The organism is Ochrobactrum sp. RH2CCR150, from assembly GCA_014138095.1.
GTDB lineage: Bacteria > Pseudomonadota > Alphaproteobacteria > Rhizobiales > Rhizobiaceae > Brucella > Brucella gambitense.
In genome coordinates, this window is sequence record JACGXE010000014.1 from 57,710 (window position 1) to 72,692 (window position 14,983).

Genomic DNA, 14,983 nt, shown 5'->3' on the forward strand with positions numbered 1-14,983 from the left:
AGGGACGGTTCATGGAAAAGATACTCAGAACGGCGCTTGCGATAGGCAGCATTTCGCTGATTGCAGCGGTAGTCGCAAGGGCTCCGGGCGTCATGGAGCAGGAGATGGATTTAGAAAGCCAATCCCCTGCGTTCAATTTCAATATACCGTCGAAGCCACTTCTGGCTGCTCTTGCTGATTTCGCGGAAATAACAGGCATCCAGATTGTGAGACGGGACGGCAACCCAATCCAGGGATCGTCCACTGCCGTTGCAGGTCGCCAGTCCGCGGAAACCGCACTAACGCAAATTCTATCCAAAACCCATCTCGGCCATCGTTTCATAGATGCACGCACGTTCAATATCTTTGAACGTCAAACCTCTGTTTCGCCGACGGATGGAACGACCTTGCTGGAAACAATTGTCGTTGATAACTCAAGGATGACAGATGCGGCTTCGGTGTATTCTGCACCTCGCTCCAGCGTTTATATCTCCGGTGAGGAACTCGACCGCTATGGCGCTATCTCTGCTGGTGACACGCTCAAAGGGGTGCCGGGCGTTCAAGTAGCCGACAGCAGGAACGGTGGCGGTGTCGATGTCAATATACGTGGGATGCAAGGGCAAAGCCGCGTAGCGGTCACCGTGGATGGATCACAGCAGGCTTTAAATGTCTACCGTGGCTACGCAGGCACACAGCAACGAAGCTATTTCGACCCCGACCTCATCAGCGATATGATCATAAGCAAAGGACCGGGGCTCGCCCCGGGTGCAGCCGGTGCCATTGGCGGCACCGTCGCAATCACAACCTTACGTCCCAAAGATATCCTCCCTTCCGGCAAGAATATTGGCATCCGATTGAAGGGTGAATTATGGGACAACGGCGTAAAACCGCCACATCGCAGCTCACAAATTGAAAGTAGCAGTGAATTGTTTGCCCGGCCTCAGCAAGGGAAAGGCGATCTGTTTGACTCCGATGCGAGGTCAGGAAGCGTGGCTTTTGCTTTCGAACAGGACAATTTCGATTTCATCGCAGCCTATGCTCGCCGCAATCAGGGTAACTACATCGCCGGACGCCATGGCCACGATAAGTATCGGATATTCAACGGCTCCGGCTATCAAGAAAATTCGGCCGCGACGTCCTATGCACCTGGCGAAGAAGTTCTCAATACATCCGCCAATACAGAATCGGTTCTTTTGAAGACGACCGTTCGTCCAACGGACGAGCAGGAACTGGAGCTTAGCTACCGTCGCTTCAATGGTCGTTTCGGAGAAATCATGCCGTCGGACATCTTTCGTTCCGGTACTGCTGGTGTCTACCAGTATCCACAAGGTGAAATGCTGATCAACTCCGCTTCCATGCGCTACGCTTTCGATCCCGAGGATAACGACTGGCTTAATCTCAAAGCCAATCTTTGGTGGACTGATGCCCAAAGCAGCCAAATCAATGGCGTCACGGGTCCCAAGTCACAGTATTTCGCAAGTGATCGCAGTTGGGTCAGAATGTCCAATCGCCGGATCGGCGGGGATATTTCCAATAAATCGGATTTTGCAACCCGGTTTGGCGATTTCAATCTCACGTTCGGTGGTTCGTTCCAGCATGAAGATATCCGACCGCAGGACGGTGTTGTTATTACCGAGCACGATCTTGATACCAACCGATTTCTACGCGATGGTTCCAGAACAGAATTGAGCCTTTCAAGTCAACTACAGTATAAACCGCTGGATACGCTCGAATTCTGGGCCGGCGGTCGCTACAGTATGTTTCGTTCAAAAGACCGCAACGCTATGTCTAGAATAAGATGGGAAAACGTTTTTGGACGCTGGATATATGCAGCCAACTCCAAAGATACTGGCTATATGTTCTGGCGACCGGATGCAAATGGCATATTTGACGATGCTACGGACCCCCGCCTGAACAATGGGCTGATCTTTGGCGACAGCAACAATCCATTCGATGGAGTACCATTCAACGAATTTGGTGCGACTTATACCCATGCGTTCGATCCCCGTTGGTCGGAGACCGTTGTCGGCTTTGACCGAGGAGCTTCAATGTCCGCCAAAGACAGCGGCTTCAACCCTGCTTTTGGGGTAAATTACGAGATCTCGCCCGATACCTTCCTTTATGCCAGTTATGCCGAAGGGATGCGCATGCCTTCGCTGTTCGAAACAACCTTGGGAACGCTTCAGGTGGAGCCGACAGGCGGGCTGAAGCCGGAACGCTCGAGAAACTGGGAGATCGGAGCCAGCACCACACTTGACAATCTGCTAAGCGGGGGCGACACAGCATCTTTCAAGCTCGCCTACTTCAATACCAATGTCAAAGACTACATCACCCGCTATTATGATCCGAATACGAACGGTGTGATGACTTTCTCAAATGCAGAAAGCTACAAGACCAGTGGCCTAGAGTTGCAGTCAAAGTACGACAATGGCAGAATATTTGCCGATGTTTCCGCAACATACTATTTTAAAACTCAGACATGCGACCCCACTTTCGCGTCTTATCTGCGCGATACCGCGGGTGTTTACCAACACACGGAGAATACGCCCAATTGCACGCCTGGCAGCTTCATGGGGTCCTATACCAATACGCAAAATCCCCCCAAATATGCGGTGAACGTGACCTTGGGCAGTCGCTTCTTCGAGGAAAAGCTGATCCTTGGAGGACGGATGACTTATACGTCTGGTCCGACAGAAGAAATAAGCAAACCCTGGCAAACGGGCGCGACGACGCCACAACTCGTTTATCACCCGGTCGCCATTTTCGATGCCTTTATGAGCTATAAGCTCAGAGATGACGCCATTCTCAATGCTTCAGTTCAAAATATCACCGACCGCTACTATCTGGATGCTCTGGCACAAAGCTTTATGCCCGCGCCAGGCCGTACATATCGCGCCGGGCTGACAATCAAATTTTAAGCCATTGAAATACCGAGTGCGTTACTTCAATCGCAGTCACCCAATATACGCATGCCGGCCGGGACGGATCATGTTCTTACGCAACATCTGATCGTCTCGCCGGTTAGGGCACCCCACAATGAGGGGAAAAACACCATCAGATAAGATGGTTTTGCTGTACGTCAATCGCAGCAAAATGATCCTCATATCTGAGCCTTAAACTCCCCTTGGCTTTTGCTCATTACGCTCAATTAGTTCTGAAATAGTGCCTAAGCCCAGCTGCGCCATAGCGTTGATCAATTCTGTGCGGAGCAACTCAGCCATCTGATCTGGTCCCTCAGTCACGCCAAGTGCTGCAACGGCGTAAAGAAATGGACGGCCGACAAAGACATAATCGGCACCGTGGTTAAGAGCGACAATAACGTCCGTCCCCGAGCGGATGCCGCCGTCCATCAACACCGGGAAGTTTAGCCCCACAGAATCCCGAATAGCTGACAAAGCAGTCAATGGCGCGGGGGCGGCCTCGAACTGTCGTCCTCCATGACTGGAAACAATGAGGGCATCCGCCCCGGAATCAACAATTCGTCTGGCATCCAGCGGATTCAAGACGCCTTTCACGACCAATATTCCTTTCCAACGCCGCCGCAGGTCGCTTAGAATTGCCCAGTTGAGCCTGCCCGAAGTTTGGCGGGTCATCAAACGTGCCAGCGATGTGCCAGACTGTGAACCCGCTGAATAATTTGCGAAATTGGCCACTTTCGGAGATCCCGCGCGTAACGTTGCAAAACACCACGTAGGATGGGTTGCGAAGCTAAGGATGCTTGCCGGGCTTGGACGTAGTGGTAACGTAAAGCCATTCGCCAGGTCCCGCAGTCGTCTGCCGGGGGCGGGTATGTCAACTGTAACGACAAGTTTTCTGATACCCGCAGCTTCCGCACGGTCGACCAGATTGTCCACGATGGATTGATCTTCACCCACATAGAGCTGGAACCATGCGTCCGGATTAACTTTAACGATATCCTCGATAGTGGTCGATGCGGCTGTAGACAATATATAAGGAATGTCCAGACGATAGGCTGTCTGTGCTAAGGCGATATCTGTCTTCGGCCATACAAGATCGGCGAGACCTATCGGCGGAATACCAAAAGGCAATGACTGTTGTGTGCCGAAAAGACTGCAGCTCGTGTCAAATTGGGTGTGGCCCCTTAGTACCCTCGGTACCAGCTCAATGTCATTGAATGCAGCTTCTGCACGGCGCAGTGCATTCTCCCGCCCCGCGCCACCATCAATAAAGTCAAAAGCCATACGGGGAAGACGCCGTTTGGCAGCCTGACGTGTTTGTGAAACGCTGATAAGAGCCATTGCATCAAACTTCTTCTACGCGTGTCAATCGGCTACGTCTCCACATTGCGATGAGTGCCGGAATGGCAATCATTGCAATCCCGACTGTCATGACACTTCCGACCAGCCAGTTCGAAAAGAAGATTGAAAGCGACCCTTGCGAGATCATCAAAGACTGGCGAAAGGCATCCTCAGCCTTTTGCCCGAGCACCATTGCAAGCACAAATGGAGCAATGGGATAGTCCAGTTTTTTGAAAAGATAACCAACGACGCCGAATATAACCAGCAACACCATATCAAACGACGCACTGGCCACTGTGTAGGCGCCGATCAAACACACGAACATAATCAACGGGGCTACGATGGCGAAGCGAACGCGCAAAATGATTGCAAAAAACGGGACCGTTGCAAGCGCAAAGATGACACCAATGACATTGCCAAGATACATTGAGGCAATCAAACCCCATACGAAATCCGTATTTTGAACGAACAGCATCGGACCTGGATTGAGCCCCCAGATCAAAAGCCCTCCCATCATAACGGCAGCCGTCGCAGAGCCGGGAATGCCCAGCGCCAGCATCGGCAATATTGCCGAAGAACCGGCTGCGTGATCAGCCGTTTCGGGAGCAATGATACCCTCAGGAATCCCGGTTCCAAATTTCTTCTTGCTGGAGCGTTGCGCAACGCCATAACTCATAAAGGAAGCAGCAGTTGGCCCTCCTGGTGTGATCCCCATCCAGCAGCCAATGACGAGAGACCGCAGATATGTCGCCCAGTATCGCGGCAACGTCGCGATTGTTTTAAAAACACGGCGGATTTCCAGCTTCGACCTTACGGAATCGAACTTCAGGTCTTCTTCCATCGTAAGCAACAGTTCTCCGATGCCGAAAAGACCTATAACTGCGACGAGAAAGCTGATGCCGCGCAATAATTCGGAAAAGCCGTAAGTCAGTCGCACTTCACCTGAAACCGTGTCCATACCCACTGATGTGAGTGCGAATCCCAGCGCAATTACCGCCGCACTTTTCAGCATCGAACCGGAACCGAACCCTATAAAGCAGGAAAATGCGAGGAAATAGACGGCGAAATACTCTGCCGGTGAAAAGCTGAGGGCGAAGGAAGCGATCCAGCTCGATAGAACAGTGATCAGCGCCACCCCGAACAACGCGCCAATACCTGCGGAAGAGAATGCATAGGTTAATGCTTCAGTAGTCTCACCGCGTTTGGCCATGGGATGACCATCGAATGTGGTTGCCACAGATGATGGTTCACCGGGAATATTGAACAGGATCGATGTGGTCGATCCACCAAAAAGCGCACCCCAATACATGCTGGTTAGCAGTATGATGGCCGAGACGGGTTCCATCGAGAATGTCAAAGGCAACAATAGCGTCACACCATTGGGTGCACCCAATCCCGGTAGAACACCAACAAGTAGCCCCATCATCACGCCTGCGATCATCAAGAATATATGATAACCGCTTACCGCGATAGAAAAGCCGTGAATAAGGTTTTCGAGGTTTTCCATTGTTGCCACCTCACAACCCGAGAGGGGGCTCAATCGGCCCCTTCAACAAAGGGATGCGGAACCAGACTTCAAACATCACATAGAAAAGACCCACTGCAGATATAGCGATCAACAGTGCATTCAGCGTCGTTGCCTTGGCTTGAAATCTGATGGTTAGAAACAAATAGATCAGGCCGGCGCAATAGATACCCAGAAGATAGCTTGCGACGACCAGTCCGATAATCGGCAGGAAGAACGAGACAACATCGCGTGCGCCATCAAGTGTCAGAAACACTCTGGCTCTATACCGCTCACGTTCGAGGTAGCCTGAGATCGCGATCCCAGTTCCGGCGAGCGCAATGGCCCACCCGAGATAAAATGGCACGTAGCCTGAGTCAGGCCCACTGGATGTCCAGCCAAAACCCAAACCAGCAGCGCCATACGCAACGATTACACCTATAGTCATAAGAAGCGCTGCCACAAACATTTCGGCGGCAAAGCGCGTCAGCAACACCTTCCTGGCATCATCCATATCGGTCTCTCCCATTTTCAGCAGACAGCGCGGCCAGCAGGCCGTGGTGTAAAGCTTGTCCTATTTGACAAGCCAGCCTTCGCGCTCAAACACTGCCTTCGCTGCCGCACTATCCTGATCGATATAGGTCTGAAGCTCAGGCCCCTGCAGAAACAGATCGCCCTGCATGGTTTTCTTAAGATAGGCTTGCCATTCGGGCTTCTCGCGCACTTTCGACAGAAGGTCGTGGAAATAGGCCTGCTGGTCTTCGGTCAGTTTCGCCGCTGAAAAGATCGTTCGCGGAATCTCATAGGATTGTATTTTGCTGCCCTGACTTGCGCAGGTTGGAATGTCTCCAAAACCAAGCCCGTCATACACTTTTTCATTGTCTTCAAGCTTTGCTGCGGCAAAAATGCAGATTGGTCTCACCGCGCCACCCGCCCACTGGCCTACATTTTCCGAGGGGTTGTTTGTATTGATATCGATATGCCCGCCAGCCAGCTGCACAGCAGCTTCGCTTCCACTCTTGAACGGAATATAGATGAAATTGCCGCCTGCCTCATTCGCAATCATCCGCACGAGAATTTCGTCACCGTCTTTGGATTGTGTGCCGCCCGACTTCAAAGGCGTGGACGGGTCTTTCGCGGCGTTCACCACATCCTGATAGGTCTCGTAGGGGCGATCCTTATTGGTCCAGAGCAGGAACCCATCTTTCGCCATACTGGCAACCGGTGTTAGATCGTCCATCGAATAGCCAACTTTTGCCTTCATCGGCAGCAGCCAGGCATTATTGTTTCCGAACAATAGTTTATGCGGGTCTTTGCCGCCTGTAACACCATACATGAAGGCTTCGCTTCCAGCGCCAGCTGGCTTATTCGTCACGACAATATCAACATCCGCCAGGTCATATTTTTGTATGATCGACTGGATTGTACGCGCGAAAAGATCTGTTCCTCCGCCCGGTCCCGCACCTGCCACGAATTCCAGGTCCTGAGCCGGTTTCCATTCGGCCTGAGCCATGTCTGTAAACGACATAGCCGCAATCAATCCTAAAACTGCAGTAGAGTAACGCATTCCATCCTCCCAGTGGTTTGCTTTCCATCAGTATTCCTGCTCATCCAAACAGATGAAGCAGAGGTCTCATCATCCCTTTCCGCGTCCCATCGACGTCGGCATCTTCAGCAGTTCCGCCTTTCGTTCAGGCGACATCGAAAAGCCCAGACCAGGTGTTTCCGGCAGGGTGATTTCCCCCTCACCCAAAGTCGTCAGCCCTTCAAAAACCCCTTTGCAAAGTTCAACCGAGACCAAGTGCCATTCAACCAGGCCACCATTGGCCATAGCGGCATGCAGGTGCATATTGTGGAACGGAAATGCCCCGCCATTATCGATCGTGGTGTTGAAGGCCTGCGCCATGCCGGCAATCTTGGCACCCATCGTATAGCCGCCGCCGATACAGACATTCGGCTGCAACACATCGACAGCCTGATGCATGAGAAGATCACGATAGCGAAACAGCTGCCCTTCATTCTGTCCGGCAGCGACCGGAATTCTGATCTTGCGACGCAGATCAGCCAGACTTCCAATATCGTTCCCGCGCAAAGGTTCTTCGAAGAAGCGGATATCGCAATCGGCAATCCGCTCTGCCAGAAGCTGAGCGTGAAATTTGTCCAGACTGCAGTTAGCGTCGATGAACAGGTCGACATCGTCACCAACCGCCATGCGGACAGCACGAACCCGGGCCTCATCTTCTCGAATGACTGCATCAAGTGAACGTCCGCTGTCACGACGGGCCAGCGCATGATGGCCAACCACCATTTTAAGCCGCTTCTGCCCCTGTCGGGACAAATGAGCAGCCGCTTCCGCCAGTTCCTCCCGGTCAAGTGCAGCAAAACCAAACGTCACATAACTTTCGACCTTGCTGCGCGCTCCACCCAGCAAACGCCAGACTGGCATCTGCAGTTTCTTTCCGGCTATATCCCACAGCGCAATATCAATCGCCGAAGCGACATGACTGGCATAGCCGGTTTGGCCACGTGGGCTAAGTAACCAATACAATCGTTCTGCCACGGCCTCACGAGACATTGCGGGCATGCCGACAAGATTGGGTGCAACAAGACTATTGACCGCAGCGCTCACCACTTCTTCATCGGTAATCGCCGTGAAACCATGCCCTATCACGCCTTCAGCGGTTTCGATTTCAACCACCACTGCAGACAATTCAGTGGAACGATTGATTGCACCGATTTTCAGTTCGCACGGCAGAAAGACCGGTATGGCCTCAACCCGCGCAATTGCATCGCCCGCTAAATCGCTTGTAAGCTGCACATTCATATCTTCCTCCCTTGTGCCGAGCGTCGAAGTTGCTCGACAACCATTCACGGCATGACGGTGACCTCCACCAACGCCAGACCCTTGTTCGCTGACACGTGCGCGACAGCAGCCTCTAGCGCTGCCGACAAATCTTCCGCCCGTTCAACACGTTGCGCAAAGGCGCGACTGGCTTGCGCAATCATTGTGAAGTCGGGTGTAGGTCCCAGCGAAGTCAGTGGCATGATATTGGCCTGCGCCGCATAGCCTTCCGGATAGAGATCCGCGACTGACTGGCGCACCGCACCCCATTCGGAATTGTTGACCACCAAAACCACAATCGACAGACCCAGGGCTTCTGCAATTTGATGACAGACCACGGGATTGGCAAACATATAGGAGCCATCACCCATCGTCGCGACGACCAACCGGTCTGCGTTTGCCAGTTTCATGCCCATAGCAGCGGGGAACGACCATCCAAGACCACCGGAATGTGGTTCTTGAAACCAGCTTCCATGCCCGTTCAGTGTCAGCGGCTCCAAGGGACAACCAAGCTCCGACAGCACCGATACTTCGCGACCCTGAACAGCTCGCGAAAGACAGAGACTGACATGATCTTTCGTTATTCCGGAGGCTTGTTCGGTCTCAGCCCTGGCAAGGACTTTTTCCCGTCGCGCGCGACAGCGGGTCTGCGCATCATCCCGGCGACCATCGACATTTTGATCGCTTTCAACACCCAAGGCCTCTAACGCCTTTTCCAAAGCAACGAGGAATGGACCGACCTCACTGGTAATGGTCCGGTCCGATGGAAAACTCCGAAACGGAAACCGTTCGTAGAGCGGATCCGCACCAATCTGAAAGATTCGGCATTCCGCTTTTGGTTCATGAATGGCGGGGGACCACGGCGCCAGACAATCCAGTACAACGATGAGATCGGCCTCTTCGATCCAGGGTGCAATCTCTGCTCCTGTCGAAAAGGGGTGGCCTGTTGCAAGTGCGAGTTGCACCGCCCAATATTGACTGACGGGGATTGCCCAATTTCGGGCAATGCGATCCAGGGCAGCAAAACCCTGCTGTGTCCCCGCACCTCTTTGCGCCACGAATAGCGGCCGCCGTGCCTCCCCGATGGCACGCGCCAATTCGGTTACCCCATCGAGGTCGAGCGCAGAAACAGAAGACGCCACCCGACTGGGCGCGGTCAAGCCTTCATACTCAACGACCTCACACAGCACTTCACGCGGAACGCTTACATAAACCGGGCCTCGTGGCGTGGAATTCGCAATGGCAAATGCGCGGTCCACGACGTCTGGAATCTGCTCCGGAAAGCGGAGTTCATAGTCCCATTTGGAGGCTTCACGGACCAGCGCATGTTGATCGCGCATTTCCTGTCCCCAGCCGATCGGAACTGTGCGCGCGCCGAAACGCCCCTTTTCAAGCGTTGGCGTTCGCCCTGACAACAACAGCATGGGAATTTGCTCGGCTGCAGCATTGATGGCGCCCATGGCGCAGTTTGCAAGGCCGACATTGGTGTGGGCCATGACCGCCTGAGCGCGACCCGATGCGAGATAGTATCCGTGTGCCATTGCGACAGCAGCAGACTCATGGGGAATGACAAGCGCCTCCGGCAAAGCAACGCCATTAGCCTTAGCTTCAGCCAGCCCCTCAATGATAGGAGGAAAGTCAGTACCGGAATTGGCAAAAATATAGTCCACGCCAACAGCTTTCAAACGCGCCAGAAGCGCGCCTCCGGCAGTCATGGAATGACCCGTCTGGTATCGAACATCCACGCGTCTTGCTCCTCCTGAGAACTTCGCATTGCGCTTTGCTTTCGGCACATATTTCTATATGTGAAATATATATTGCTATTAATGCTAATTCCGTTATACTTCCCCTGTCAACATGCTTTGACATTTTGTGATCATCGCGTCCCGTCGGGAGAAAGATGCGACATGAGCCAGGCCAATGGATCGGTTATTAAAGCGTTCCAGATATTGGACTTATTCGACGATCAACTGCTCCAGCTTGGGACGAGCGATGTCGTGTCGCGCCTGGGGTTGAATACCATTACAGCACACCGTTTTCTGAAAACCCTGGAAGTGGCCGGCGCACTCGTTGCGGTTTCGCGCGGCCAATATCGACTGGGTTACAAACTGGCGGAGCTGGGTAAACGCGCTGCTGGTGCAGATAATCTGCGCAGTGCCCTGCAACCCGTTCTAGACCAGTTGACGAAGGACGTTGGTGAGGCAACGCTTGCTACAACTTTTGACGGTGAAAGTGCAATCTGTATCGCCCGCGCCCTGCCCGATCGGCCGATGTTCGTATCTATTCAACTTGGCAGCCATCTCGAAGCATATGCTAGCGCGCATGGCAAACTGTGGCTTGCCCATTTAAGTGACGCCGCACTTGATGCCTATCTCCAGCGCATTGAACTGAAGGCAATCAACGATGGCTTTGTACCAAGCCGGGACGGCCTCATCGCCGAACTGCAGGAAATTCGAACGACCGGTCTCGCCTATAATCGCGGCGAGCGCGAACCCGATGTCTATGCGCTGGCTGTGCCAGTGCTGAACCCATCTGGCAAAATGATCTGTGGCCTTTCTGTCTTCAGTTCAAAAAGCCGTATGGAACCACTGATCGCCAATGACCTTGCCGCCAGGCTTCAGGCATCAGCACAAAAAGTGCGAACTGCATTCTACGGAACGGCAGCTCAAGCCAGCTGAATAAACCTCAATTCCATTAAAAGGGAGGATTAGATGAATATCGGACTGCTAATAGATGGCCAGGATGTCCCAGCGCTCGGCAACGCAACTTTTACCCGTATTGACCCCGTCACTGGCGAAGAGGCCACTGTAGCACCCGCTGCCCGGCAGCCCGATGTCGACAGGGCGGTCAAGTCTTCCGCAGCAGCCTTCGCACAATGGTCTGAAACTGGTCCAAGCGAGCGCCGAACCATCCTGATCAAGGCAGCAGACATTCTCGAAGCCAGGATCGGTGATTTCGTCGCCTGCGGCATCGCCGAAACCGGGGCGACTGCACCATGGATTGGCTTCAACGTCGGGCTTGGCGCCAAAATCCTGCGCGAGGTTGCTGCTGCAACAACGCAGATCAAGGGCGAGATCATTCCATCGGATAAGCCTGGAACACTTTCCATGGCCGTACGCGAACCGGTTGGCGTGATGGTTGGAATGGCGCCATGGAATGCGCCGGTTATTCTGGCTGTGCGCGCCTTTGCGATGCCGATCGCCTGTGGCAATACGGTAGTACTCAAATCGTCCGAAATGTGCCCGCGCCTGCATCGAATGCTGGGCGATGTTATGATTGAAGCAGGTCTGCCAAAGGGTGTGCTCAATATTGTCAGCCACAGCGCTGAGGACGCACCGGAAGTGGTCAACGCGCTTGTATCGCATCCCCTCGTTAAGCGCATCAACTTCACCGGCTCTACCCGTGTGGGGAAAATCATCGCTCTTGAAGCTGCAAAACACCTAAAGCCCGTGCTTCTTGAACTGGGAGGCAAGGCCCCATTAGTCGTATTGGATGACGCTGATCTGGATGGCGCCGTCAACGCAGCGATTTTCGGTGCCTTCATGAATCAAGGGCAAATCTGTATGTCCACGGAACGCATTATCGTCGATGAAAAAATCGCCGATGAATTTGTAGCCAGATTTACTACACGAGCTTCAGCTTTGCCGAGCGGCAACCCGCGCGAAAAGGTAGCTCTGGGTGCCGTCGTCGCTCAAGCTACGGTTGACCGGGTGCTGGAACTCGTGGCCGATGCCCAGAAATCGGGGGCTATTGTCACCACCGGCGGTACGGCAAACGGGACGATCATGCCGGCAACCATTGTCGATAAGGTTACACCGGCTATGCGTCTGTTTCGCGAGGAGTCGTTTGGACCAGTCGTCTGTGTGATACGCGCTCACGACGATAAACATGCGATCGAACTCGCAAATGATACCGAATATGGCCTGTCATCAGCCGTTTTCAGCCAAAATATAGACCGCGCGCTCAAGGTCGCGCGCAAAATCGATGCAGGCATTTGCCATATCAATGGGCCGACGGTTGGAGACGAACCGCAAATGCCATTCGGTGGCGTCAAAGACAGTGGCTATGGAAGATTTGGCGGCTCTGCTGGCATTGATAGTTTCACCAATCTGCGTTGGATCACGATAGAAGATCCAAAACAGCATTATCCATTTTAATATCGGTTCGATTAAACCGGAGCCATATCAGACCCGATATGGCTCCGGTTTTACGCCTCATTGAGACAACGGCTTAGCAACTCGAAACATCCCAACATAACAGCAAGCAACATTGTTCGCCAAAGGCGTCCTACCCCTCAATCAAACGCAGGAGTGGTATAACGATGACGAAATTGACCCGACGCAATGTGAATACGCTTATCGGTACGCTTATCGCCAGCGGCATAGCACCGAAAAGTGCCTACGCCCGAAATTACGGTAGCGGTGGTACAAGACTGGCGATGATCAATTTACGCATGTTCATTGGTCAGGAGATGTCGTCTCCCGGCACGATCATTATTGAAAATGGCATTATTTCCGCTGTCCTGACTGAAACGGACAGTACAGCGGCCGCTTTGGAAAATACGCAGATTGTCGATTATCAGGGACGCTACCTGATCCCCGCCTTCACCTGCAACCACGCACATGTCGGCCTCATCAGGGGCACGACTGGCGGACGCCATAATTTCACGCCAGACAACGCTTATGCGGCGCTGCGTCAGTTTCAGGCTTACGGTATCGGTACCGTAGTATCGCTCGGAATGACACCGACGCCTGAGCCAGCAACCCGTGAAAACATGCGCAACAATCCCCGATATGGCGCATCCTTCATGACGGCAGGCGCGGGAATATATGCACCTGATGGTCTGTCGCCGCGCCCGCAGATACCCGAAGAAGCGCGTCAGGTCGTTCGCCAGATGGCGCAACAGCCCATCGATATTATCAAACTATGGATCGACACATTCGGGCCTATTGAACCGATGAGTGAAGAATGCTTTAGCGCGGCAATTGATGAAGCCCATCAATTGGGGTTTGCCGTCGCTGCGCATGTCTACACACTCGACCACGCAAAAAAGCTAGTTGCTGCAGGAGCAGATATTCTCGCTCATGGCGTTCGCGACGTTGAGGTCGATCAGGCATTTATTGATGCTCTTCGCGAGAAGCGTACATGGTATATTCCGACGGTGCACATGGACGAAGCGACCTATATTTTCGCCGATCAACCATCAATGCTGGAAAATCCCTTCCTACAATCGGCGTTAAGTCCGGAACTGAAAGCCCAGTTCTCCAATGCAGAATGGCGGGAAAAGACTGCTACCGGAGAACGGGCACAAAAGGCGCGACGCGATGTCGAGATGAATCTCCGCAATCTGTCAAAGTTGATAGAGGCGGGCGGTGTGAAATTCGGCTTCGGTGCTGATGCAGGTGCGTTTCCGGAACGTATCCCCGGTTTTGCCGAGCACCGCGAACTGGAACACCTGGTCAATGCGGGCCTCTCCCCCTCTCAGGCAATCGGCGTAGCAACAGAACAGGCTGCAGCGCTATTGAAACTGAAGGATAGGGGCAAGATTGCTGACGGACAACGCGCCGATCTGATCGTCCTTGATGCCAACCCGCTTGACGATATCACCAACACGCGAAAAATTCATGCAGTCTGGCAACAAGGAGAGCTGGTTTCCGTCGGCACACCGTGACCAACAGATGATTTCCCTTTAGCCAACGAGCAAGGGGCCATGCCTATCACGCGTTCGCCGCCCGAAATATTCATGCCGCATGCTCCTATTTTTTGGGCGGTAGTTTTGCATGTCTGTCGAGCCCGGTGATGATGCGCAACAGAGTATCCAGCAGCGCCTGCTTATCTGATCCAACAATATGATTGAGAGCCGCATTATGTGCCGACGCGCATGCACGCAATTCCGCCAAATACTTCTCACCGGCAGGCAAAAGGCTAAGCAGTCTGCCCCGGCGGTCAACGGGGTCGATATCGCGGCGGATCATTTCCTTCTTCTCAAACTCTTGAAGGATCGGCGTAATCGTTGTCTTGTCGCGCCCCACCTGACGGCTCAGTTCCGTCTGCGATATGCTCGGTTGATCATAGATAATCCGAAGTACCGCATAGTGTCCCGGGCGAAGACCTCGTTGGTCAACAATCGAGGCATAAGCGGCAAACGAGGCTTCCTGCGCCCGGCGCAATATGAAAGCGATGTTATCGGCGAAATCCTCGTCAGACGAATTATGGCGCATCAAATGGTTCCGTTTCATTCCTTATATTCTCGTTGCCTTGACGGAATATACCGCACGGCCTGGTCGTTGATGGACCAAACAATACAAAGACACAAGCAACTTGCTTCCTTCAAATTGAAGCAAAACACAAATTCCAGAAATGAGGAAACCTTTTAAGCATCGATCCAAATCTTCGTTG

11 protein-coding genes are annotated in these 14,983 nt (G+C 53.1%); 4 read left to right on the forward strand and 7 right to left on the reverse strand.

Annotated elements, in window-relative coordinates:
- The first annotated feature begins 11 nt into the window (after nucleotides 1-11).
- Nucleotides 12-2,897 (forward strand): TonB-dependent receptor, encoded by a 2,886-nt coding sequence (locus FHW03_RS21165; protein WP_210277360.1) that lies wholly within the window; start codon nucleotides 12-14, stop codon nucleotides 2,895-2,897.
- A 195-nt stretch (nucleotides 2,898-3,092) separates the two neighbouring features.
- Here the strand turns inward: FHW03_RS21165 and FHW03_RS21170 are convergent, their stop codons facing one another.
- The 6 genes from FHW03_RS21170 to FHW03_RS21195 form a co-directional block, all read right to left on the reverse strand.
- Complete coding sequence (locus FHW03_RS21170; RefSeq protein WP_182522431.1) at nucleotides 3,093-4,238, reverse strand: alpha-hydroxy acid oxidase; 1,146 nt, start codon at nucleotides 4,236-4,238, stop codon at nucleotides 3,093-3,095.
- 4 nt (nucleotides 4,239-4,242) lie between these two features.
- On the reverse strand, nucleotides 4,243-5,745 hold the full coding sequence (locus FHW03_RS21175) for a tripartite tricarboxylate transporter permease (protein ID WP_182522432.1): 1,503 nt from the start codon (nucleotides 5,743-5,745) through the stop codon (nucleotides 4,243-4,245).
- A 10-nt stretch (nucleotides 5,746-5,755) separates the two neighbouring features.
- Nucleotides 5,756-6,256: a tripartite tricarboxylate transporter TctB family protein gene (locus FHW03_RS21180; protein WP_182522433.1), complete on the reverse strand. Its 501-nt coding sequence runs from the start codon at nucleotides 6,254-6,256 to the stop codon at nucleotides 5,756-5,758.
- 60 nt (nucleotides 6,257-6,316) lie between these two features.
- Complete coding sequence (locus FHW03_RS21185; protein ID WP_182522434.1) at nucleotides 6,317-7,309, reverse strand: tripartite tricarboxylate transporter substrate-binding protein; 993 nt, start codon at nucleotides 7,307-7,309, stop codon at nucleotides 6,317-6,319.
- Nucleotides 7,310-7,378: 69 nt separating this feature from the next.
- Complete coding sequence (locus tag FHW03_RS21190; protein WP_182522435.1) at nucleotides 7,379-8,566, reverse strand: mandelate racemase/muconate lactonizing enzyme family protein; 1,188 nt, start codon at nucleotides 8,564-8,566, stop codon at nucleotides 7,379-7,381.
- A gap of 44 nt (nucleotides 8,567-8,610) precedes the next feature.
- A complete protein-coding gene (locus tag FHW03_RS21195; protein WP_377515386.1) occupies nucleotides 8,611-10,329 on the reverse strand; it encodes a thiamine pyrophosphate-requiring protein in 1,719 nt (572 codons plus the stop codon).
- 162 nt (nucleotides 10,330-10,491) lie between these two features.
- On the opposite strand from FHW03_RS21195, the gene FHW03_RS21200 reads away from it, so the two are divergent.
- The 3 genes from FHW03_RS21200 to FHW03_RS21210 all read left to right on the forward strand — a co-directional run bounded on the left by FHW03_RS21200 (nucleotide 10,492) and on the right by FHW03_RS21210 (nucleotide 14,255).
- Nucleotides 10,492-11,262, forward strand: a complete 771-nt coding sequence (locus FHW03_RS21200; RefSeq protein ID WP_182522436.1) for an IclR family transcriptional regulator — start codon at nucleotides 10,492-10,494, stop codon at nucleotides 11,260-11,262.
- 33 nt (nucleotides 11,263-11,295) lie between these two features.
- Nucleotides 11,296-12,741, forward strand: a complete 1,446-nt coding sequence (locus tag FHW03_RS21205) for an aldehyde dehydrogenase (RefSeq protein WP_182522437.1) — start codon at nucleotides 11,296-11,298, stop codon at nucleotides 12,739-12,741.
- Nucleotides 12,742-12,905: 164 nt separating this feature from the next.
- The gene (locus FHW03_RS21210; protein WP_182522438.1) at nucleotides 12,906-14,255 is read left to right on the forward strand and encodes an amidohydrolase family protein; all 1,350 of its coding nucleotides are present in this window, start codon (nucleotides 12,906-12,908) and stop codon (nucleotides 14,253-14,255) included.
- Between the two features lie 85 nt (nucleotides 14,256-14,340).
- Here the strand turns inward: FHW03_RS21210 and FHW03_RS21215 are convergent, their stop codons facing one another.
- Nucleotides 14,341-14,823 (reverse strand): MarR family transcriptional regulator, encoded by a 483-nt coding sequence (locus FHW03_RS21215; protein WP_210277361.1) that lies wholly within the window; start codon nucleotides 14,821-14,823, stop codon nucleotides 14,341-14,343.
- Nucleotides 14,824-14,983: the final 160 nt, after the last annotated feature.

Coding starts and splice junctions, on each gene's coding strand:
- FHW03_RS21180 (WP_182522433.1), bottom strand. CDS start 6,256: ATGGATGATGCCAGGAAGGTGTTGCTGACGCGCTTTGCCGCCGAAATG.
- FHW03_RS21170 (WP_182522431.1), bottom strand. CDS start 4,238: ATGGCTCTTATCAGCGTTTCACAAACACGTCAGGCTGCCAAACGGCGT.
- FHW03_RS21200 (WP_182522436.1), top strand. CDS start 10,492: ATGAGCCAGGCCAATGGATCGGTTATTAAAGCGTTCCAGATATTGGAC.
- FHW03_RS21215 (WP_210277361.1), bottom strand. CDS start 14,823: ATGAAACGGAACCATTTGATGCGCCATAATTCGTCTGACGAGGATTTC.
- FHW03_RS21210 (WP_182522438.1), top strand. CDS start 12,906: ATGACGAAATTGACCCGACGCAATGTGAATACGCTTATCGGTACGCTT.
- FHW03_RS21185 (WP_182522434.1), bottom strand. CDS start 7,309: ATGCGTTACTCTACTGCAGTTTTAGGATTGATTGCGGCTATGTCGTTT.
- FHW03_RS21165 (WP_210277360.1), top strand. CDS start 12: ATGGAAAAGATACTCAGAACGGCGCTTGCGATAGGCAGCATTTCGCTG.
- FHW03_RS21205 (WP_182522437.1), top strand. CDS start 11,296: ATGAATATCGGACTGCTAATAGATGGCCAGGATGTCCCAGCGCTCGGC.
- FHW03_RS21190 (WP_182522435.1), bottom strand. CDS start 8,566: ATGAATGTGCAGCTTACAAGCGATTTAGCGGGCGATGCAATTGCGCGG.
- FHW03_RS21175 (WP_182522432.1), bottom strand. CDS start 5,745: ATGGAAAACCTCGAAAACCTTATTCACGGCTTTTCTATCGCGGTAAGC.